At 62.1% G+C, this 19,472-nt stretch carries 23 protein-coding genes; 19 read left to right on the top strand and 4 right to left on the bottom strand.

Going from position 1 to position 19,472, the window contains the following annotated elements; genetic code table 11:
* Positions 1–202: 202 nt before the first annotated feature.
* The 7 genes from NG1_RS08045 (at position 203) to NG1_RS35260 (ending at position 4,230) form a co-directional block, all read left to right on the top strand.
* A complete protein-coding gene (locus tag NG1_RS08045; RefSeq protein WP_062969420.1) occupies positions 203–418 on the top strand; it encodes a hypothetical protein in 216 nt (71 codons plus the stop codon).
* Between the two features lie 6 nt (positions 419–424).
* Complete coding sequence (locus NG1_RS08040) at positions 425–1,027, top strand: hypothetical protein (RefSeq protein WP_062969419.1); 603 nt, start codon at positions 425–427, stop codon at positions 1,025–1,027.
* 6 nt (positions 1,028–1,033) lie between these two features.
* A complete protein-coding gene (locus NG1_RS08035) occupies positions 1,034–1,237 on the top strand; it encodes a hypothetical protein (RefSeq protein WP_062969418.1) in 204 nt (67 codons plus the stop codon).
* 37 nt (positions 1,238–1,274) lie between these two features.
* Entirely contained in the window at positions 1,275–1,850 is a 576-nt protein-coding gene (locus tag NG1_RS08030; protein WP_062969417.1) for a hypothetical protein, read from the top strand.
* Entirely contained in the window at positions 1,847–2,050 is a 204-nt protein-coding gene (locus NG1_RS08025; RefSeq protein WP_062969416.1) for a hypothetical protein, read from the top strand. The genes NG1_RS08030 and NG1_RS08025 overlap by 4 nt, the downstream gene beginning before the upstream one ends.
* A gap of 686 nt (positions 2,051–2,736) precedes the next feature.
* Positions 2,737–3,054: a hypothetical protein gene (locus tag NG1_RS08015; protein ID WP_062969414.1), complete on the top strand. Its 318-nt coding sequence runs from the start codon at positions 2,737–2,739 to the stop codon at positions 3,052–3,054.
* Between the two features lie 3 nt (positions 3,055–3,057).
* A complete protein-coding gene (locus tag NG1_RS35260; RefSeq protein WP_084498773.1) occupies positions 3,058–4,230 on the top strand; it encodes a M20 family metallopeptidase in 1,173 nt (390 codons plus the stop codon).
* Here NG1_RS35260 and NG1_RS36460 read toward each other — a convergent pair.
* The gene (locus NG1_RS36460) at positions 4,227–5,300 is read right to left on the bottom strand and encodes a hypothetical protein (RefSeq protein ID WP_157113913.1); all 1,074 of its coding nucleotides are present in this window, start codon (positions 5,298–5,300) and stop codon (positions 4,227–4,229) included. The two genes, NG1_RS35260 and NG1_RS36460, sit on opposite strands and share 4 nt — an antisense overlap.
* A 323-nt stretch (positions 5,301–5,623) precedes the next feature.
* On the opposite strand from NG1_RS36460, the gene NG1_RS36455 reads away from it, so the two are divergent.
* Positions 5,624–6,565, top strand: a complete 942-nt coding sequence (locus NG1_RS36455; protein WP_369691006.1) for a helix-turn-helix domain-containing protein — start codon at positions 5,624–5,626, stop codon at positions 6,563–6,565.
* Positions 6,566–6,577: 12 nt separating this feature from the next.
* On the opposite strand, the gene NG1_RS08000 is transcribed toward NG1_RS36455, so the two are convergent.
* Both NG1_RS08000 and NG1_RS07995 read right to left on the bottom strand, forming a co-directional pair.
* Positions 6,578–7,921 carry a hypothetical protein gene (locus NG1_RS08000; protein ID WP_062969411.1) on the bottom strand — a complete coding sequence of 448 codons (1,344 nt, stop codon included), beginning with the start codon at positions 7,919–7,921 and terminating at the stop codon, positions 6,578–6,580.
* Positions 7,918–8,148 carry a hypothetical protein gene (locus tag NG1_RS07995; RefSeq protein ID WP_062969410.1) on the bottom strand — a complete coding sequence of 77 codons (231 nt, stop codon included), beginning with the start codon at positions 8,146–8,148 and terminating at the stop codon, positions 7,918–7,920. Before NG1_RS07995 ends, NG1_RS08000 begins: the two co-directional genes overlap by 4 nt.
* Before the next feature lie 167 nt (positions 8,149–8,315).
* Here NG1_RS07995 and NG1_RS07990 point away from each other — a divergent pair, with 167 nt between their 5' ends.
* From NG1_RS07990 to NG1_RS07975, 4 genes are all read left to right on the top strand, one after another.
* Positions 8,316–9,149, top strand: a complete 834-nt coding sequence (locus tag NG1_RS07990; protein WP_062969409.1) for a hypothetical protein — start codon at positions 8,316–8,318, stop codon at positions 9,147–9,149.
* Complete coding sequence (locus NG1_RS07985) at positions 9,139–9,855, top strand: hypothetical protein (protein WP_062969408.1); 717 nt, start codon at positions 9,139–9,141, stop codon at positions 9,853–9,855. The genes NG1_RS07990 and NG1_RS07985 overlap by 11 nt, the downstream gene beginning before the upstream one ends.
* Before the next feature lie 167 nt (positions 9,856–10,022).
* A complete protein-coding gene (locus NG1_RS07980) occupies positions 10,023–10,469 on the top strand; it encodes a hypothetical protein (protein WP_062969407.1) in 447 nt (148 codons plus the stop codon).
* Between the two features lie 168 nt (positions 10,470–10,637).
* On the top strand, positions 10,638–11,342 hold the full coding sequence (locus NG1_RS07975) for a hypothetical protein (RefSeq protein ID WP_157113911.1): 705 nt from the start codon (positions 10,638–10,640) through the stop codon (positions 11,340–11,342).
* A 57-nt stretch (positions 11,343–11,399) separates the two neighbouring features.
* On the opposite strand, the gene NG1_RS07970 is transcribed toward NG1_RS07975, so the two are convergent.
* Entirely contained in the window at positions 11,400–12,377 is a 978-nt protein-coding gene (locus NG1_RS07970) for a hypothetical protein (RefSeq protein ID WP_157113910.1), read from the bottom strand.
* 324 nt (positions 12,378–12,701) lie between these two features.
* Here NG1_RS07970 and NG1_RS07965 point away from each other — a divergent pair, with 324 nt between their 5' ends.
* From NG1_RS07965 to NG1_RS07935, 7 genes are all read left to right on the top strand, one after another.
* Positions 12,702–13,820 carry an OmpA family protein gene (locus tag NG1_RS07965; protein WP_062969404.1) on the top strand — a complete coding sequence of 373 codons (1,119 nt, stop codon included), beginning with the start codon at positions 12,702–12,704 and terminating at the stop codon, positions 13,818–13,820.
* A 61-nt stretch (positions 13,821–13,881) separates the two neighbouring features.
* Entirely contained in the window at positions 13,882–15,351 is a 1,470-nt protein-coding gene (locus NG1_RS07960; protein WP_157113909.1) for a hypothetical protein, read from the top strand.
* A gap of 2 nt (positions 15,352–15,353) precedes the next feature.
* Positions 15,354–15,605, top strand: coding sequence for a hypothetical protein (locus tag NG1_RS07955; protein ID WP_062969402.1), 252 nt, complete (start codon positions 15,354–15,356; stop codon positions 15,603–15,605).
* Positions 15,593–15,808, top strand: a complete 216-nt coding sequence (locus NG1_RS07950) for a hypothetical protein (protein ID WP_245659826.1) — start codon at positions 15,593–15,595, stop codon at positions 15,806–15,808. Before NG1_RS07955 ends, NG1_RS07950 begins: the two co-directional genes overlap by 13 nt.
* A 209-nt stretch (positions 15,809–16,017) precedes the next feature.
* Positions 16,018–16,272, top strand: a complete 255-nt coding sequence (locus NG1_RS07945) for a hypothetical protein (RefSeq protein WP_062969401.1) — start codon at positions 16,018–16,020, stop codon at positions 16,270–16,272.
* The gene (locus NG1_RS07940) at positions 16,259–18,439 is read left to right on the top strand and encodes a type IV secretory system conjugative DNA transfer family protein (RefSeq protein WP_062969400.1); all 2,181 of its coding nucleotides are present in this window, start codon (positions 16,259–16,261) and stop codon (positions 18,437–18,439) included. The genes NG1_RS07945 and NG1_RS07940 overlap by 14 nt, the downstream gene beginning before the upstream one ends.
* Positions 18,436–19,449: a replication-relaxation family protein gene (locus NG1_RS07935; protein ID WP_062969399.1), complete on the top strand. Its 1,014-nt coding sequence runs from the start codon at positions 18,436–18,438 to the stop codon at positions 19,447–19,449. The genes NG1_RS07940 and NG1_RS07935 overlap by 4 nt, the downstream gene beginning before the upstream one ends.
* The last annotated feature ends 23 nt before the right edge of the window (positions 19,450–19,472 follow it).

The raw sequence follows: 19,472 nt of genomic DNA, 5'->3' as shown, positions 1-19,472 counted from the left end.
GGGGCCTGAACTGGGCAAATACCTACGCTACGCCCACACTACCCCACCACAGCGCCGTACCGCTCGAAACCGCTTGTGCGCCAGGGTTAAAAGCGGTACCCGGCACCGGGCCGCCAGAGTGGCAGGCCGGTGGCGAAACGCCCCCGGTGCCGGGTACCGCCTGACCGTTTGGCCGCCCCGGATCGGAAAGAAGCACTCTGCGATGCTCACCAGTTCGCTTGCCATCTACCAACTCATCGCTATGACGGGACAGGAGGCGCATCAGGCGCCGATCATGCCGTTCACCATCCAGCAAGCCCACACAGTGATGCGCTACCACGTGGCCTGCCGGGCGAAGCGCTGCCCGCGCAAGGCTGCCGCCTTCGACACGCTGATCGAGGCCGGCCGCGTCGTGCCCTCGCAGACGAAGCCGCGGTGATCTGCCGTGACCATACTGCCCAGTGGCAGCCCGGAGGACGGGCCTCCCAATAGAGACAGCGATCTGGACGACACGATCCCGGAATGGGTACCTCTGGAGCCACTGCCGTCGAGCGAGATGTTCCTGGCGGCATTCAATGGAAAGCCGCCCCTGACAGCTGCCGACATCCTCGATCCGGCGTTCGACCTCGTGGCCTGCCAGAAGCAGTACCGGCTAGCGTACGAGGTACTCGGTAGTGACACAACCTCGGCCGAACAGCTGAGGCCTGCAGCGTCCGAACTGGTAGTGGCGCAGACGGATATCGAAGTCCTGATTGCCATCATTGATGACGTCGTCACCGATCGTTTGAAGCAGTGCCGGAACCAGCGAAGCTCACCGCTTCCACTGCTGCAGACCAGCCTCATTGACGAGGTCATCGCTGTGCACACCGAGAGCATTGGCGAGATCGCGGCCCGGATGGCGGATCTTTGGGAAAGGGTCGCAATCAGATCGAAACAGCCCGACTGTGACGAGCTGCCTGAAGCCCACCAATTGGTCGAACTGTGCAAAGGCTACGACCAGCTCGCTGCTGAGATCGAACCCGGTCGGCGCCTGCCGCCCGGCATGTGATCCGCCATGCAGCCCATCACCCCGCTTCGGCGCATCCGGCATATCCACATCGAGTCCGGCGCCCTCACGCTGGACTACCAAGCTAGCGCCGAACAAGCGCAGAACGTCGCTGACCGACTGGCCCAGGGGTTCCCGGAGCTGGTCGTCACCGTCGATGACGATGTCCGGGCCGATCTGCCGCCGCTTCCATGCGCCGACCTGTGGGACTGAGCCTCCTCGCGTACCTAAATCCGAAAGGCACACCACCATGCCCGAAACGAGCGCGGAGCACAGCATCTTCTGTAGCTCCACCCCGGACAAGCCGCTCGCCTTCACCGTGCCGCCCGTAGAAGCCACACCGGAGCAGCCATTGCCGGATGTCAGCTCGTTCCTACGGGTGTGCGCGCGGGTCGAGGAACCAACCACGGTGCTGCTGCGCTGTGCCCGTGGACTGGTCGGTGAGTGGCGTCATGTTCATGAGCATGGCCGTAACGCCGAAGCCTCGGTCGATGAGCAGCTCAACCTACTGATCTGGCTGATCGACCGGGAGGCGGGCGGGCACCTCAAAGACATTGCATCCCAGGCGGATGCACCACTCAGTCCATCGACCTACGGCCAGTGGGTGGCGTGGCTGGTATGGAAGTACGTCCTCTATGCGCTCCGGCAAAACGATCCGCAGCACCATGAGCGTGACGCCGCTGAACTCTCCTGGTGCATTGAGGCGTTCGACGAGCTGGTGGCCGCGGCACGGGACGCGCGGCTGCCCAAGGATCAGGGGCCGGAGAGGGGCGGGACGGAGTTTCCGCCGAGGCGGGTATGGCCGGACGAGGATGGTTCGGCATGAGCAGGCCGGAACCGATGCCGGAGCGGACGTTCGTGCAGGCGGACGGCAAGCTGGCGGAGTTCATGTGTCAGGTGCACCTGATGGAGCTGACGCTCGAACGTGCCCGCGAGCTGCGGTATGTCCACCGATTCCACCATCCCGACGAGTGCATCGTGCACCTGGAGGCGGCCTATCTGCTGCTGATCGAGGGTGACTTCTGAGCGATGTCGTCCCTCCTCGTCGCCGTAGCCTGGGCGGGATCAGTCATCTTCACCGGGGCGCTGTGCTTCAGGCTCGGCTATTGGTGGAAGACGACCGAACTTCAGAGGCGGCACGCGGTGGGCAACGTGCGGCTGCGGGATAGTCCGCAGGCGATCGACAACGGCGACCGCGGCGACGTCGCCTCGGGGAGCCCGCCACCGCCAGCGAGGCCGATCCGGTGGTGAGGCGATGACGATGAGACGGAGGCCAGTGATCGACGTGGATGACCAGTAGCTCGGAACTGCACAACAACGCAGCCCGCTTCGTGTAGGGAGCGGGCTGTTGGCGTCGCGGAGCCTTCGGTCGTACCTATCTGGACAGCGGATTAACTGTGCCGGGTCAGCTCTCCCGGTACCGCGCCAGAACCTGCTTCACGGCATCCGTTACAGGCGGTTCCTCGACCAGGCTGGTCCAGGCGTAGGCGTCGTGCTCGGTCAGCTGCACAGGCTCCGCATGACCGACCTCGACGGTGAAGTTGAACTTACGGCGGAGTATCTATGAATTCCTCTAATGCCCGCAGGTAAGTCGGCTTAGATATCGATATCTACTGAGGCAAATCGCCTGGATGAACGAAAATCGCTTGACGGCGACGTCGTATATAAAGTAATATCCGACCAATACTACTTTAATTCCGGAAGGGGCGGCAATGAACTCCGACGCTCGGAAAAAGATTGAATCCTACCAGGAAATCGACGACTTATATCGGCAAGACAAACTGCCCACGCTGGAACCGGATGAGCTGGCAGCCATTGTCGCTTTTCTCGACGAACATCGATGTGAGAACATCGGTGGAGCTGTTCTGGCGGATGATAGCGCATGGCCCAGGGATGCAGTCGGTACCTATCGAAGCAACCTGATCGACCGCAGGAAAGACACGTTCAAGGGTCCCAACATTATCCAGGGAATCTACTATCCTAACGGGATCGGAATCTGGACGACCGGCGACATTGGAGACATTCGCTAGCTCATGATGAATCTGACAGAACTACTCGAAGCGCTGGTAGCGCACGACTCGACCTTTGGCCGTGAGCGGACAATCGGTGAGTGGCTGGTCAAGTATCTGACTGGCGAGGGGTTCGTCGTGCGAAAGCAGATAGTCGAGTCTGACCGATTCAATGTACTAGCCGAACGCGGAACGGGCACCGCGACTCTATTGTGCTACGGACACGTGGACACTGTCCCCATCTATAGTGGGTGGAAGACCGATCCTCTTCGTCTCACGCGGGTCGGAGACAGACTGTATGGTTTGGGTGCCTGTGACATGAAAGGCGGCATCGCGAGCCTGCTTTTTGCATTGCAGCAGCTTCCGGCTGATGTTCCGATCAAGCTGCTGTTCGCGGTAGATGAAGAGAATGAATCGCTGGGAGCTTGGCAAGTAGTGCGCGATCGGCGAAATTGGATGAAAGGTGTCGAACACATCCTCTCTGTCGAACCAGGGGCGTCGGCGGATAAGATCGGGGGCGCAGATGTATTAACACTCGGTCGCCGTGGCCGCGCTCGATTCCGATTCATCATTCATGGATTCTCGTCTCACGGTGGACATATTGATCGCGGTGTCAATGCGATCGACATAGGTGCTCGCATCGCCCGCGAAATTGATGGAGCAAAGCAGGCATTCCACCCACGTTTGAAAGAGGGCAGCCAGTATGTCGCCAGCTTCAATGGCTCCTCGGCTGGTCTGTCGATCCCTGAGTACTGCGAGCTTGAAGTCGAGCGATTGCTGGTTATCCCCGAGACCATTGATGACTGCCTGAAGGAATACAACGATCTATGTGCGCGTGTCCTGGCTTCGATGGAGATGCCTGAATCTGCAAGGTCGTACGCCAGCGCTGTCGCGGAGCTCGTTCCGCGTCAGAATAGGTACTCTGAGCCATACGAGATCGCTATCGATGACCCCCTCGTAGCTGCAGCGCGAGGCGCAGTTGTCAACACGCTGCAACCCGAAGACGGACCGTTTATCAACTACGGCAGGTCCGTTGGCGATGAAAACGTATTTGCGAACGCGCTTGGTTTACCTTCCCTGGTGTTAGGGCCGGAAGGCGGAAATATTCACTCCCCGAACGAATGGGTATCACAGAATTCGCTGAATGACGTATCAGCGGTCTACCGAGACCTGTTCGAACGTTACTTCGAACTTTAGAGCCGTCGCTCGGCAAGGTCAACGTACGATAGGGCGAAGTCATTGTAGGCCCTCTTCTCTCTACCGTCGTTGACCTTGTAGTTCTGAGACAAGATACCAAACCTAAGATTTCGTGAATGAATAGCACCATACAGATGACCTTCGTCGTGTACGAACCGTCTACCATTCTGCCGGGCAGCATATATGACACCAGGTGATGAAAGGTTGCTTTCGCCATAAATAGCATGGATTGGTTCAGTTGCTTCTTCCCAGACGTGATCTACAAGTAACGCGGATAGCCCTCGGTATAGTCCGCGCCCTTGGAAGTCAACGCGGGTAGTGCCTTCGGTGATTTCAAACAGGACCAGAGCATCGTGACCTTCAATGAGAATCTTTGCCCGCTCGGCAAGGACAGTGCAAACGACTGCGTCGGAACTGTCGGCGAGATATGCAATCGTATTGTCGGCACTTAGTACAAGATCTCGAACACCGTGTTGGTCCAACCCGAAAGTACGGTAAACCTCCACGAATCGCGCAACCGCATGCTCTCTCCGCGACAGTTCCGTACCTCTGGATAGTACATGGATCGTCAGCCCCAGCGCTTGCGAATCGGTAGCAATTCGGTTCTTTCGCGCTCGCTCTTTGCGGGTGCGCTTCAGGATAATTCGATGCTGAAGTAGGTCGTCAGCTCCAATGGATCTGAATGAGGAATGCCAGCAGGTGTAGACGATATAGTGTGGATGCTCACACGCGAGCGGAATAACTCCTTCTACTTCAATACCTGCATCTTCGAGCATGTAGAGTAATTCTATGCTGCCCGCATATCTGATCGTAAGCCTATCAATTGAAGAATACGCCGCCTTGGCTCGATAGTCTTCGAAATCTTCAATGAACTGAATCATCGCGTCGGCCGTGTCGACGACGCGCGGGTAGAACCCTCGAAGTCTATTGTGCGTGGCAAATGCGGGGGGCCACACTGCCCCTATAGAGCTTGTCAAGTTTTGACGTACTGGTTCATTCACGTTCTTGCCGCCTGTGCCGTCCTGCTGATAGCCACTCTTGAATGGGAGTCGCCGCTGGGGCGCGGCCACATATTCAAGGTGCTGAACCGTTGTAGACCTCATTCGGATCATGAATTACCGCCGACGGTCTAATCACCGAGAGCGACGGATAATGTAGGTCGCTCGGACACATTTGTGCTGATCACTGTGCACATGGGAAGCGCCGCGCTTCATAGACCGTCGTGCCTGCTCAACGATGGTGAGTGGTACGGCGCGGTGGTCCTTTGTGTGGGCGGGCGTCGTCGCCGCAGGTTCCACGCACTGCTGTTGTTTTCCGGCGAACGGGCTGCTGTTGTGCCACCATGAGCTCGGTCAACCCGAGTGCGGGGATGCGGCCCAAATAGGTCGCTCTGATGCGGGACGACAAGGCGGGGGCCAGCTGCGCTGCAGGAACTCCACCGACACTCGTGAAGCAGATGGCCGCGGCCCGCGTGGACCGCGTAGCTCGAAGGACAGTTGCTATGGCGCGTAAGGAGCGTCCGCTCGACCCGTCAGCGGGCCCGATCCAAGCTTTCGCCGCTGACTTGCGTCGGTTGCGCGCTCAGGCGGGAAGTCCTAAGTACCTTCAGATGGCTCGACTGACTGGTCGGTCGCGCACGGCGCTTTCCGAGGCCGCTGGTGGCGATCACGTGCCGACATGGGAGACCACCGAAGCGTTCGTGAAAGCGTGCGGCGGGGACATCGGTACATGGCTAGCCAAGTGGGAGCGGGTACAAGATCAGCTATCCCAGTCCGGCAGGCGAACCACCAACGGCCCCAGTGCCAGCACTACTCAGCACACAGGTAACCAACCGGTTCAAACGTCAGTCGAAAATGTCCCGAAGCGCCGAACACCCGACCGGGGTGAAGGCGGGGCTGAAGTTCTGCTGCGACTGTGGCAAGAGCAGCATGCGCAGGCCCGGCAGTCCGAGAATCACCGGGCGGTCATGACGCTGGTTGTCGTGATTGGTGCAGTCGGTGGAATGGCTTATGTTGCGCTGCAGTCCGATTCCCGGATCACTTCGGCTGCCGTCGCGTCGGCGGTCGGTCTACTCGGCGTATTCGGCGCCCTGATCTCTGCCAAGTATTACGAGCGGTTCAAGCTGCACGTGTATGGCGCTAACCACTTCCACCGCCGCCTGGACGAGCTGTATCCGGAGCTACGAATCGAACAATTGTGGTCGGAGAACGAAAACCAGCACAGGCGTAAATATAAAGTGCTGTCGGGGATTCGGCTGCACCACTTGTGGGTAGCCGCCCACCTGGGCATTGCGCTGTTGGGCGGCACCGTGGCGATCGTCGTACTGGCCAGATGATGCGTTGCGGGCTCACGAACGGTACAGCTTGGTGATCTCCCGCCAGATCTCGTGGCGGTCCGCGTCGGTCAGGTCGGCCTCGCGCAGACGTTCGTCGATGTTCTCGATCACGTACTTGTTGGTGCGGAGAGCAAAAGCGTCAAGCAGCCGGGCGAATTCGGGATCGGCATCCTGGGACCGGTTGATCCACGCCCGAATCTGGTCGCGTAGCGCATCGCTCTGGTGGGCAAGTTGGGCGTACCACGGCGTGTCATGCGCGGTGTCGAACCATCTCGCACCGGCGGCAGTGACGACTGGTGCCAATTCACGAGCGTGGTGGATGATCGCCATCACGCTGATGGCCAAGACCGCTTCGCGGACCAGCGGATCGGCGTACTCAGGGGCGACGAGTGCCGGATTGATGCCGCCGAGGGGGCGGTAGTCGTGCCGGTGGCGCCGGGCGTCGGGACGGCCGTTCGCGCCGAAGCTGGTTGGGCTGCTCTTGCTTCCGGAGATGAGGCTCTCGATCGCGACGTAGGCATCTTGGTGAAGGAAGGTCAGTTCGAGGTCCTCGGGCAGCGGGCCCTTGACTGGCCCTCGCTCGTGGTTGCTGGAGACATCCAGATGAAGCGCGTAGCCCTTCTTCGTGCCTGGATGCGGGTCCTCAGGTACGGCTTCGTAGAACGCGAGGTGCCCTCGGAATGCTGTTTTCGGGTACAAGGCGGCCAGCTTCTCCTGGATGCTTCCCCGGAAGCAGATGTCGATCAGGTGGATATCCTGACCGCCAGCCTCAACGTCGAGGCCGTACTGGGCGAAGTAGGCGGTGAGCTGCCGCAGTGTGCCGGTGGGATCGACAGGCACCGTCGGCCGCTTGCGGAACACCTCGATTTGCGAAAACTTCTTACCCTCATGGATTTCCGCGTCTTGGACGGCGACGTCGACCAGCTGCCGCGGCAGATACATGCTGATGCCGTGGCGGGCGAAGAGTTCCGGCATAAGTACCGCTAGGACGAAGCCGAACGCGTGACCGTCGCGGCCGTTCGCGACGATCTTCGTCTCGGGATCCTGGGCGACCGCGGCCGCGAGGTCCGGGATCATGTCGATGGCCACCTTCACCACCAAGGGCGCGACGTGGTGCTGGACGAGGTCGTAGGCCCGAACAAGGGTCCGGACTTTGGCTTCGGTGTCGATGCGGAAGCCTCGGAGGAACCCTTCGAATACTTCGGGCTCCAGGCCGAAGGACGCATGGTCGATGCTCGGCGGCAGGATGCTGGCCGGGTCGAGCCACCAGTCAATCTGCGTGGTGTGCCCGGTGTCGCGAGAGAGGAACACCCCGCAGGCCGGGCACTGCGGGGTGTTCTGGGTGCGCACGATCATGCGCGGGCCACCTGCCGGAGCCAGATGTTGGTCTGCTCCATGAGCACGATCGCCAGGACTGCCATCTGCGCGGCGCGTTGCGGCGCGACAGTCCGGTGCTGCTCGGCGGTCTCCAGCAGCTCCGCGACGAGTTCGTTGACGACGTCCAGGCTGATGCTCAGCAGGTGCGCACCGATCGGGCTATCGAGGGTACGGTCTGGGTCGGCGGAGTGGTTGGCGTCGGTCACGGGATCGGTCCCCTCACGTGTAGCGATCGAAGTAAATGAACGATTTCTACGATGGGCCAGCACACCCCTGGCAGTCGTGACACGAAATTGACATCGTGCGTGGGGCGGCTGTGCCAGGGCCCGAATCTCGCCTCGAACAGCATATTTGGACTCTGCCAGGAGACATAATGAGCATTCTGGAGCATGTAGCCGAGGAGCTCGACAGCTTCATTGACCAGGACGACGGGATCACCCCCGAGACCCTGGCGCACGCCCCGACGATCACGGCCCTCTTGGCCCACGGGGATCCTGAACAGGCATACCTCGTGATCGACGGCATCCGAAAACGCAATGTCAACCGTGACGTCGGGGCAGCCTTCGCCCACCTCGGTGGCTTCGGCTACAAGGGAAACACCGAGGACCGACTGAATGCCTATGCCCTTGAACAACATGCTCATTCGCCGAAGGGCCAAAAGGAGCCGTCCAGCCGAAGCGTTCGGCGATGGTCGTCATCAGGGCAGCGCATCCTCGCCAGCCTTATCGTTCAGGCGTCCGGCGTCGAGCCGCCCACTCTGCATCTCGATGTCTTGCGGCGGCAGGGAACCACGCTGATCGTGCTGCCGACGATCTACCACATGCACGGCTACGTGATGAACGATCCGGTGTTGATCGTTGTCGGTGCGGAAGCGCATGCCATCCAGATATTTTCGCGCGAAGACATGGAGACGGTGGGCGAGCACAAGTATCAACCCGAGCATGCTGTCGAGGTTGACGTCGGCTTCCCCGTCCACCTCCAACTGATCTGGCTCGGTGAGATGCAACCCGTGATCGTGTCCCGGACGATCAACTTCCCCGACGACGTGATCGAAATGACCAGCCTGACCCGCGGCGCGACCGGTCTAGCGCTGTACCGCGACGGTGACGACATCGACAGCCTCGCCGAACTCGCTGCCGAACTGGGCCGACTTAACAGTGACGCAGCCGAAGAACACGACGGGATCGGTGGTGAGGATGGACCTTGAACAACAGGTCAAGGCCGAGCTGCTCGCCATCCGCAAATCCAGTGAGGGGCTGACACCCGCGACCGTCGCCCGGAGCCCGGTCATCCGCGGCCTGCTGGGCGCCGGCGATCCGCAGGTCGCCTACAACACGCTCAAGCACCTGATCTTGAATGCCGACAGCGACACCGGCCTGGAGGCAGCAACCAGTTCGCTCGGACTGACCAGCGACAAACTCACCCACCTCGGTCGGCTCGATGAATTCGGCGACGCTCACGGCTACGAGCAGCGCCACGTCCGGCGATACAGCGACAAGGGAATTCAGCAGTTGGCCGCCTTGATCGCCACCAGTTGGACCGTCAATACGGTGCCATTCCTCGACCTGACGGTGTACCAGGTGGGCCCGGACCGGTTCGTCGTCGGCATCGAAACGAAATGTCAACACTACATCGAAATGCGGCCAGTACAGGTCCACCTCTACCAGGGATCCACACCGCCGCGCACACTGAATGTCGACTTCGTTTCAGCCGAAGAAGATATTTGGAATCTCACGAAGCTCGCCAGACCCATCGAAATTCACGCCAACGAGGAGACATCCCTAACGATCGTCTGGCGCGGCGAACTCTGGCCCAAATTCGCGGTATTCCTCCGCACGGACATCTCAAATTTCGGCATCGCAACAGAAACCCTGGCGAACAAACTCATGATTCGGATGCTGCCATCGCACTAACCGAGACTGAATCTATTGACATTCGGCATAAAACTTGGTTAATTGATATTTGGTGCCACTTAGCATATGATATGCGCACCTCTTTGCGCATTCGGGTCTGGCGCCCTTCCGCTTTGCTTTGAGCGGTGGCGCGCCCCACCCGAAAATCGATGCATAGAGGTAGCGTTATGGTTGACGAGTCAGTCTCCGAAGATCCACAGCAGGTCAAATTGAAAGAGTTCGGATTCGACGCCAGTGAGACGGTGTACCCATTCCGTCCGGAGGCAGACCTTCCGAAAAGACTGAGTGCAGCGCTGGTCGGCAGTCTGTACGACGAACCGGTATCCGTAAGGATCGTCGTGCATGAAGATCTCGCCTTCAATGTTGTCGCCAGTTCGATCCGGGTGGTCTATGAGCCGCATCGGTTCACCACAGACGACTATCCGCTGGGATGCTGGCGGCGGCCCAACCTATATGTTGAGGGTTGGCTGCTGAAATCGGGGTTCGATCCCTATGCCGAGATAGTCCGCGTGCGCTTGTACTTGGACTACATCTCGGAAGAAAGCGGCGACGGCTACATCCAGCGTCTGTCCGACAACCCTGACCCCGGCAGTACTATCACGGTCTTCAACTAAGAACCGACCACCACAACGGTGTTCTATACGGGACGCCGACACCACCCCGCGATGCAACGAAGAACGCCCTGCGCTCGTTGCGGCCCAGGGTGTTTTTCATTCGCGATGAGGTTCCACCGACGAAATTGCTAGGATAGCTACACGCGCGAATAGCATAGGAGTCAAACGGTGAGCGTTCGGGATGTGGTCCGGGCCGAGCTGCGGACACTCCGCAGATTGCCCGGAGAGCTGGACGAATCGAAGATGCTAGAAGCGCCGGTGATCTTGAAGGGACTTGGCGGCGGAAACGCCGATATCGCATTGAGTCGGCTTCTGTTCTTCAGTCGCCATCACAAGGACGACCGCGACATCATGACTGCACTGGCAACAATGGGATACTTGAACGAAGCCGATTCTGTTCAGGCGCGGCTAGACGATTACTCGCTCGTACACGGCACCGATGCCAGGACCATCAGGCGATGGAGTGACCGCGGTATCGACAAGCTTGCCCAGCTGATTCTGACGAACGCCCCGTGGGTCGACCCCCGGATCGCGCTCGACGTGAAAGTCGAGTCTGATACAGCTCGATTCAAAGCTCATTTTCAAGTGCCGCGAATCATCGGAATGCGGCTACCCACTTTGCGGTTGAACGGCGATGATTACGAACTCGACTTCTCGCGGTTGAAGAGCAACGAACTCCACGTCAACTACGCGACGTCCTGGTACGAAACACCCCTTAAACACGAAGAAACTAAAGCGAAGTTTGTATTAGAATGCAGTGGCGAGATGGTCCCAACCTACGTGTTGAACTCCACCGTCAAGAGTGCCGACACGACGATCGCATCATATTTGTCATTGTATCGCTTGATCGTCAAGATACAGCGCTCCAAGTAGAGCACGCGCCAGGATGCAAACAGCCGTTAATTGGCGGTACATTGCACGAACTACGTGTCACTTGAGCCCTTGGCGAACGAGGTCGATCGCCGCGCGCAGAGCCAGGCTGTGTACTTCGTGGTTGAGCAACGCGTAAGTACCTGGATCGACCGGATGACCGCCAACTCGAATAACGTCCGTCGCATGCCGATGCGAAAGCCAATACTGCTGCGCTGCACCGCCGGTGAAAGCGAGCGGTATCACTGGAACACCATGCGCTTCTGCTAAATTCGTCTCCTCCACTGTGCCGTTTCCGCCACCGAACAGGATAACCAGCGAGGAATGGCGCACCATCTCGCGGCGCTTCTGCTGCTGTGTCGATCCCACATACACGATGCTGCCGACCCTGCGATCGGCGTCGCTTGGCTGTGCCACGTTCGCGCGGGAAAACAGCTGAATCCGACTGGGTGAATAAATCCCTCTGGCAGCCAGCGCATCTGCCATCGCGTAGCTCACTCGCCGTCCCGGCAACGCCATTCCTGCTATGAGGCTGACGGGCAGATCGGCCAGTGCCGTGCCGAGCTCCGCGGCATCGCGGTCCCAACGGACATCGTCGTAGCTGCCGGAAATGAAGATGCGCGACATAGGCTCTGTGTGGTTCCGGAAGGCAGCGGTCAGATCGGCTGCGAGGTCTGCAACCACCCGGGCCCGTCGTGTCTTGAACTGTTCATCGGTGAATCCGAAGTCGTGCTCGCGCACGTAGGCGCGGCGCTGTTCGACCGTTCTGTCGTAGAACTCGGGCGCAGCCGCGAGCACTGCTTCGGCGATACGGCGGTCGACCGGATCCGGCATCGCAGCGATGAGCGACCGCAGCATCACTACGACACGACGCGCCAGTTGTTCGCGGTACAGCGGATCGGAAAGCCGTGCCTCGTCGCCGAGCTGGCGCAGAACAATATCCACGCTCAGCATCCGGGCCTCGGATAGACGCCGGGCCCGCCGGCCGTACTGCTCCAGCGCTTCGTGGAGGCGGGAGCGTGGATTGTTGCGAGTCATGACGCCATCATGTTCCCGACTGGAGAAGCGCGCCATGGGTGCGGCAGCTACCCACCAACTTTCCCACCAACTTCAGCGCCACCTTGCACGCCTGCTTTCTGACCTGCCGGTTCGTACCGTTTCAGCCAGAGCTGTACCGCAACTCGCCACAGGCATCGGCAGCTCGCATCCCACTGGCACATCTCGGAAGGCGGCTTTCCCATGCCCCACCACACCTCCCTGACCTCCTCGCCCGAACCAGGTGCCGACCAGGCGTTTTCGGGGTCACCTGTCTACTCGTTAGTGAAACACGCGCTTCGGGTATTGCTAGCAATATTCACGAGCTTGGCCGCGTTACTCGGGCTGATCGGCTGCACCGCGGCGCCTGCGGACTCGCAGCCCTCCGCGATCACCATCGCAGCCACGGTCACCAGCGCCGAACCCCGCACGGCCCTGTCGAATTCGCTCATCTCCGAGCTGACAGAGATGGCCGAGCATTCCAAGCGCCCCGGCGACGCCACCGTGCGCGTGGTGTCCTCGGCGACCGGCGACATCCTCACGAAGGACCTGACACCTCTCCGGCCCAACGGCCAGGTGCAACACGCCGCGGCTGACGCCGATCGCCAGATCACCGCTTCGGTGCGCGAACTGGCGAATACGGTGGCAGAAGTCCGTGCCGACCACCCCGGCCTCGACCTCCTCGGCCTGCTCGACCGCGCCAGCCAGCTGCCCGGCGATCTGCACGTCCTGTCTTCCGGCATCAGCACGGTCGCGCCGGTCGACCTGCGCGTCGTTGGCTGGAACGCCAAGCCTGACAGCGTCATCGACAGCATCGCCCGGCAGGGCCGCCTGCCCAAGCTGTCCGGCCGTCACGTGACGTTCCATGGTCTAGGCATCGCCGCTGGATCGCAGCCTGGTCTTCCGCCGTTCGCCCGCACGCTGGTCGAGCAGCTGTGGACCGGGATCTGCCAGCGCGCCGGGGCAGCCAGTTGCACCGTCGCGCACGACATGCCGTCCGCGGCGGCGCCGGTCGCCACCCTGCCGGTGCCGGTCGTGCCGGTGCCCGACGCGATCACCGAGGGCGGCTGCCCGGTCTGGGCCAGCCTGAACGACACCACGCTGCACTTCGCGCCGGACAGTCCCGTCCTGCCGGCGAACGCCGACGATGCCCTCCGCCCGATCGTCCAGGCCGCCGCCCGCTGTGACGTTTCGTCCATCGACGTCACCGGCCACATCGCGGACACCGGCACCGTGGACACCCGAAACCGCCTGTCCGAGCGGCGGGCCCGTGCCGTGGCGGATCGACTCGTGGCACTGGGGCTGCCGTCTGAACTGCTGGGCATTGTCTCCGGCCGCGACGCGCGCGAGCCGGTCATCCCGAATTTCACCGATGGCGTCTTCGACGAGCTGAAAGCCCAGCAAAACCGGCGCGTCGAGCTGACCTTTCACCGCGGCGGCCGGTGATGGCCGACCGCCGTATATCTCCCACAAATCCCCATGCCTCAACCAGATTGGAGATCCCGTCATGACCCTCATGCCCGCCCGGCCGAACGGCCGTCAGCCCGAACCACAGCCCACCGTGACTCTGCGCAAGCCGACCGATCCGCCGATCGCCACGCCGCCGGCGACCGGTGCCCATCCGTCGTCACCACTGGGCGTGCCCAAGCGTGACATCGCCTTGTCGCTGGCCACCGGCAAGCCGATCCCGCGCAACTGGCTGCCGCAGGTGATGGCGCTGCATAGCGAGCAGGGTTGCATCGGTGAGACGCGTGAGCCCGACACGTTCAGCCAGATGGAGGCCCTCGTCATGAGCAAGGGCATGCTGGCCGCCGAGGAAGCCCGCGAACACGGTGCCGACCAACTCGCCCAGCTGGTAGACCAGGCCGCCGCGATCAAGGGCGAGATGGCCACGGAACAAGCCGAACTCGACCGCCTGGACGCGCAACCGGTCACAGGCTTCAACGGCGATGTCATTGCGGCCCGCGATGCCCGCGACCGGATGACGAAGGTCAGCGCCACGATCACCGAGGAGCGCGACGCGGGCAGCCTGAAGCACCGGCGGGTGCCGATCTGGCTGCACCGCTTCTCGACCTGGGCGGCGCTGCTGGACTTCCCCGTGCTGCTGTACTTTCTGAGCCAGGTGTTCAACGTCGACCTGACCGGCATCGCCAGCGGTGACGGCGCGGCGTGGGGCGGCAGCCTGATCCCGCTCATCACGGCAGTCGTCTTCGCGCTCCTCGGCACCGCGGCCGTGGCCGTGGGTCTGAAGTTCATTGGCCGGGATCTGAAGGGCTACAAGGACACCTCCGGAGGTGTCACGTTGCCCGAGGGAACCGCTCGCATCCTGCCGCTGGTGTTCATCGGCTTGGCGACCACGCTCGCCGTCGGGGCCGGGATCGTCATGGCCTACCGGATCACCTCGGACAGTGTGTCGGCGGGCGGCGGCATCACCGGTGCGGCCATCTTGGGCGTGTATTTTGCGCTCATCGTCATCGTGGTCAACGTGGTGGTGTTCGCGACCAGGTTCCGGGACGGCTCGCTCCAGACGGACGAGGTCGGGCAGCTGGCCCTGCAGCTGGAGCCGATCGAGCGGCAGCGGGTGGCGCTGCAACGCCAGATCGACGGCCTGACGGCCCAGCTGCCGCCGCTCAAGCTGAAGGCCGAGCGGGTCTACGCTGCCACGCTCGCCAAGATGGGCGCGCCGATCAAGGGGGCGGACCAGCTGCGCCTGCTGGCCCGGTCGTATCACCAGGGATGCGGACCGGAGGCGGTGTTCGTGCATCAAGACGGCAACTCGAACGGCAATCTGCTCCGGCCGTACGTCGGCGTCGACCGTTCGGTGCTCGTTGAGCTGATGGACCGGCTGGACGAACTGGTGGCCGAGGACGGCAAGCCCACCAAGGGCACGAGGTCCACGGCCGCGCCCAAGCGCATGGCGCCGGTGCCGATCGCGCCCACCGAGGCGGACGACGACAATCTCGGTGGGGAGTGGTGAGCATGGACCGTTCCGCGAACCACCACGTGGTGCTGAACGAGCTGCAACCGAAGGTGCCGCAAGGCGACGATCTGGAAACGGTCAGCGACATCGTGAATTTCGTCCTCCGGCGGTCGCTGCGGCTGAGCCGTGACATCCAGCGGTACGCCGGACAGCGGGCAGATCAGGCACCGACGAGCAGCCGCTTGGCGCTGGCGTTCGCCGGGCTGGTGGCGAACGAGGCGATCGAGTGGGTGCGGCGGTGGCCGCGGTGAGCGGGGATTCGCCCCAGGGCATGGCCGAGGCGTTCAAGCGGGCTTGCATCGCCATCCTGCTCGGCGTGATCGCCATCTACTTCGCGGTCAGCCTGATTCAGTCGATGTGGCCGACGCTGGTGGTGATCCTGGGCGTGATCGGACTGATCGCGCTCGTTATCGGCGGGATCGTTATCTACCGCCGGATGCGTGCCGGGTGGTGAACAAAATGACGAACAACAAGCGGGACATTTCACCTCTTTTACTGGTGTTCGTCTCGGTGTGGTGCTTTTTGCAATCTTGATTGGGGATTGCGCACGCGCAATTCATAGTGGAATTAGACCTAGTTGCGCAGACGCAATTCGGGCGACAGCGACGCAGCCGTCGCGTTGATTCGCTGAATAGGCAAAGTAATTCATCGAGGAGGAGAGCTATGTCCAAAACAGGAAGATCAAACCCCCGCCGTGCTGACCGAGAGGCCAAGCGGCGCAACGTAAATGACAAGACGGAGCGGCACATCACCGTGCGTAGCGACAAACGCAATCCGCCCGACCTCTACAAGCTCAGCCGCGCCGTGATCGCCATTGCAATGGCCGAAGCCAAAGCCGAGGAAGCAGCCCACCGGCAGCCCGAGCCGACCGCCACCGTTCAGGCAATTCAGAAGGAGTTCACCGATGACGATGAATGACATCGACCTCACCGCTGACTCCCTTGTCTGGCAGCTCCTCTTCTGGCCCAGCCCGTTTCGTGAAGGCGCAGCCACGTCGCTGCTCCGCCACTGGGCGGCCCAGAAGCACGCGCCGCAGCTGATCCTCGAAGCCCGTTCGACCGTTGAAGGCGTGGAATACCTTGTCGGCAGCCAACTTCGACACGCCCACGGGGTACGCCGGTCGGTCGAGCAGTTGGTGTCGGGCGCGGTCGTCACGCCGTTCGACACCGAGGAGCGCAGCGACATCGTGACGGCTCGCCGCTTGAAGCTGACCGCCACGGACTGGCCGCTGGAGCCGGTCGATCGGGTGGCGTCGAGTCGCTCAATCCTGAGTGCCCTCACCGCCGTGCATCACGGGGAGCAATTGGTCATCCAAGTCGCGCTCGGCCCGCGCCGTCAGCCCATGTTGCCGCCGGTCGAGCAGCCGCTCGGCGGTCACCAGTCGACAGCGTCGAAGGTGTGGCACGGCCTGCTGCCGGACAAGCGCCCGAACGCCCGCCAAGCCATCGCTCGCAAGCTCGGGCAGCACGGCTTTTCGGCGGTGGTGCGGATCGGCGTCGAGGCCGGCACCGCGGATCGCCGCAAATCGCTGCTGCTCGGATTGGCAGCGGCGATCGGGACGGTCGAAACGGCCGGGGTCCATTTCAAGCTGGCAGACGAGAAGCCGAAGAACATCAACGAGCCGAAGGCGACGTGGTCGATCTTGACTCCCGCTCAACCGCTCAGCGTGCCAGAACTGAGTCATCTGCTGGCCTGGCCGGTGTCTGATCATGACGAGCGGTTTCCCGGTCAACCGCCCCTGCATCCGAAACCGGTCCGGCCGACGCCTGCTCTGCTGTCCGGCGAGCGGGTGATCGCCGAGGCCAACGCGCCCGGCATCTCCGGCACGATCGGCTACGACGTGCTCGACAGCATGCGCCACACCTGGGTAATCGGGCCGAACGGCACCGGCAAGTCGACGCTGCTCCTGAACCTGATCGTCCAAGACCTCGAAGCCGGGCGCCCGGTGGTGGTCATTGAGCCCAAGGACCTCGTTTCCGACATCTTGGCGCGGATCCCAGGGGAACGGGCCGGCGACGTCGTGCTGCTCGATCCGCTCGATGAGGCGCCCGTGGGCATCAATCCATTAGCGCACAGCCAGGGCCGCACGCCGGAGGTGATCGCCGATTCGCTGTTCGGCACCATCCATGCCATCCATGGCGACCTTGGGCCGCGTTCGGCCGACATCCTCCGCAACTCCTTGGAGGTGCTGGCGAAGCGCGACGATGCCAGCCTGACCATGCTGCCGCTGCTGCTGACCAATCCGAGCTTCCGGCGGTCGCTCACCCAGCGGGTCATCCGGGAGGATCCGTTCGCGGCCGGACCGTTCTGGGCGTGGTTCGACTCGTTGTCGCCGGAAGCGGTGGATACGAAGATCGCGCCGCTCAGCAACAAGCTGCGCCCCTTGCTGACCAAGCAACTGCGCGCCGTTCTGGCCCAGCGTCACCCGAAGTTCAATATCCGCCAAGTTCTCAATGAGAACTTGGTGCTCCTGGTGCCACTCCAAAAAGGCGTCATCGGGCCGGAAGCGGCGCAGCTACTGGGGGCGATCATCCTCGCCGAACTCTGGCAGGCGATCCGGGAACGAGCCGGGACACCGGAGGACAGCCGCACGCCGGTCATGGTCTACATCGACGAGGTGCAGGACTATTTGCGCCTGCCGACTGACCTCGGTGACGCGCTGGCGACGGCCCGCAGCCTGCGCGCCGGATTCCATCTCGCCCACCAATACCAGAAGCAGCTGCCCCCGGCGATGCTCGACGCCTTCCGAAACAACGCGCGGAGTCGGATCACCTTCCAGCTCCAGGCAGGTGATGCCAAAGACATGGCCACCGGACAATCCGTGCTCGCGCCCGAAGACTTCGGCGCATTGCCCGCCCACCACGTCTACGTGAACCTGATGCGCGACAACACCGTGCAACCGTGGGCCTCGGGCGTCACCTTGCCGCCGCCCCCGGAAACCAGCGATCCGAACGAGATCCGGCGCCTGAGCCGCGAACGCTACGGCCAGCCGCTAGACGAGATCGAGGCCGGGTTCGCCGAGCTGCTCGACCAGGTGAACAGCGACGCGAGTGGCGCGCCTCGGCGTCGCAGGAGGCAGGCATGACGACGGAAAAATCGCGGCGGAGCGAAGCGACGGGGACGGAAAGCACTGGCCATCTCGATGGCCGTCTCGCCCCGACTCAGAATCCTGCATCCTCGCCGGTCAGCTCGAAATTTCGCGTCCTGCTGGACGCGAATGATGGTGCCCATTCGGGCACCACACACCAGCAACCGACCCCTCGCCTGACTCGCCAGCCGATCCGTGACCTGTCGGCCATCGCCAAACAGATGAGTGAGCGCGACTGGGCAATCCTCCGCTCGGTGGCCGGGCATCGGTTCCTGACCGTGCGCCACATCCAGACGCTGCATTTCGGCGGTCTGACGCCCGGTTCTGGCAGGCGTAAGGCACAACGGGCGCTGGCCAAACTCCGGCGGTTGCGGGTGCTCGACAGCCTGACTCAACGGGTCGGCGGCTTCAGCGCGGGCAGCGACGGCATGGTGCATTACGTCGATGACATCGGCCAGCGCCTACTGCGCCGGGAATCCGGAGCAACGGCCCGGCGACGCTTCCACGCTCCGACCGAACGGTTTCTTGACCATCAGCTCGGCATTGCCGACGCCCATGTAGCTCTTGTCGAGGCCAACCGGCACGGTCGGCTGGAGCTGGTGAAATGTGAGATCGAGCCTGCTGCCTGGCGAGATTACGTCGGCGTCGCTGGAACACGGCTGACCTTGAAGCCGGATCTGTACGCCGAAACGGCTTGCCCGCCCGGCAACGAGTACGTCGATGCGGCGTTCATCGAGATTGACAAGGGTACCGAGAGCATCCCCACCCTCATCCGCAAATGCCACGAGTACGAGGCGTACTGGCGTCAAGGTATCGAGCAAGAACGAAGCGGCGGATTCCCTCTGGTGGTGTGGAGCATCACCGCCGAGACGCTGTCCAAGGCCGAGAAACGACGCGATGCCCTGCGCCGGGCCATCAACCAGGACCGCAAGCTGCGATCGCAGCTGTTCCGAATTATCCCGCCCGAACAGCTCGTCGCACTCATGCAGAAAGGAGGTGAACAATGACCAATAGCAGCCGCATACGGCCA

The organism is Nocardia gamkensis NBRC 108242, from assembly GCF_001612985.1.
Classification (GTDB): domain Bacteria; phylum Actinomycetota; class Actinomycetes; order Mycobacteriales; family Mycobacteriaceae; genus Nocardia; species Nocardia gamkensis.
Note: the sequence above shows the minus strand (reverse complement) of the source record. Positions and strands in the feature narration are given on the sequence as shown.

Bases quoted from the DNA above. Each gene is read 5' to 3' on its own strand.
- NG1_RS08045 (WP_062969420.1), top strand. From the start codon at position 203: ATGCTCACCAGTTCGCTTGCCATCTACCAACTCATCGCTATGACGGGA.
- NG1_RS08035 (WP_062969418.1), top strand. From the start codon at position 1,034: ATGCAGCCCATCACCCCGCTTCGGCGCATCCGGCATATCCACATCGAG.
- NG1_RS08030 (WP_062969417.1), top strand. From the start codon at position 1,275: ATGCCCGAAACGAGCGCGGAGCACAGCATCTTCTGTAGCTCCACCCCG.
- NG1_RS08025 (WP_062969416.1), top strand. From the start codon at position 1,847: ATGAGCAGGCCGGAACCGATGCCGGAGCGGACGTTCGTGCAGGCGGAC.
- NG1_RS08015 (WP_062969414.1), top strand. From the start codon at position 2,737: ATGAACTCCGACGCTCGGAAAAAGATTGAATCCTACCAGGAAATCGAC.
- NG1_RS35260 (WP_084498773.1), top strand. From the start codon at position 3,058: ATGATGAATCTGACAGAACTACTCGAAGCGCTGGTAGCGCACGACTCG.
- NG1_RS36455 (WP_369691006.1), top strand. From the start codon at position 5,624: ATGCGGGACGACAAGGCGGGGGCCAGCTGCGCTGCAGGAACTCCACCG.
- NG1_RS08000 (WP_062969411.1), bottom strand. From the start codon at position 7,921: ATGATCGTGCGCACCCAGAACACCCCGCAGTGCCCGGCCTGCGGGGTG.
- NG1_RS07990 (WP_062969409.1), top strand. From the start codon at position 8,316: ATGAGCATTCTGGAGCATGTAGCCGAGGAGCTCGACAGCTTCATTGAC.
- NG1_RS07985 (WP_062969408.1), top strand. From the start codon at position 9,139: ATGGACCTTGAACAACAGGTCAAGGCCGAGCTGCTCGCCATCCGCAAA.
- NG1_RS07980 (WP_062969407.1), top strand. From the start codon at position 10,023: ATGGTTGACGAGTCAGTCTCCGAAGATCCACAGCAGGTCAAATTGAAA.
- NG1_RS07970 (WP_157113910.1), bottom strand. From the start codon at position 12,377: ATGACTCGCAACAATCCACGCTCCCGCCTCCACGAAGCGCTGGAGCAG.
- NG1_RS07960 (WP_157113909.1), top strand. From the start codon at position 13,882: ATGACCCTCATGCCCGCCCGGCCGAACGGCCGTCAGCCCGAACCACAG.
- NG1_RS07955 (WP_062969402.1), top strand. From the start codon at position 15,354: ATGGACCGTTCCGCGAACCACCACGTGGTGCTGAACGAGCTGCAACCG.
- NG1_RS07945 (WP_062969401.1), top strand. From the start codon at position 16,018: ATGTCCAAAACAGGAAGATCAAACCCCCGCCGTGCTGACCGAGAGGCC.
- NG1_RS07940 (WP_062969400.1), top strand. From the start codon at position 16,259: ATGACGATGAATGACATCGACCTCACCGCTGACTCCCTTGTCTGGCAG.
- NG1_RS07935 (WP_062969399.1), top strand. From the start codon at position 18,436: ATGACGACGGAAAAATCGCGGCGGAGCGAAGCGACGGGGACGGAAAGC.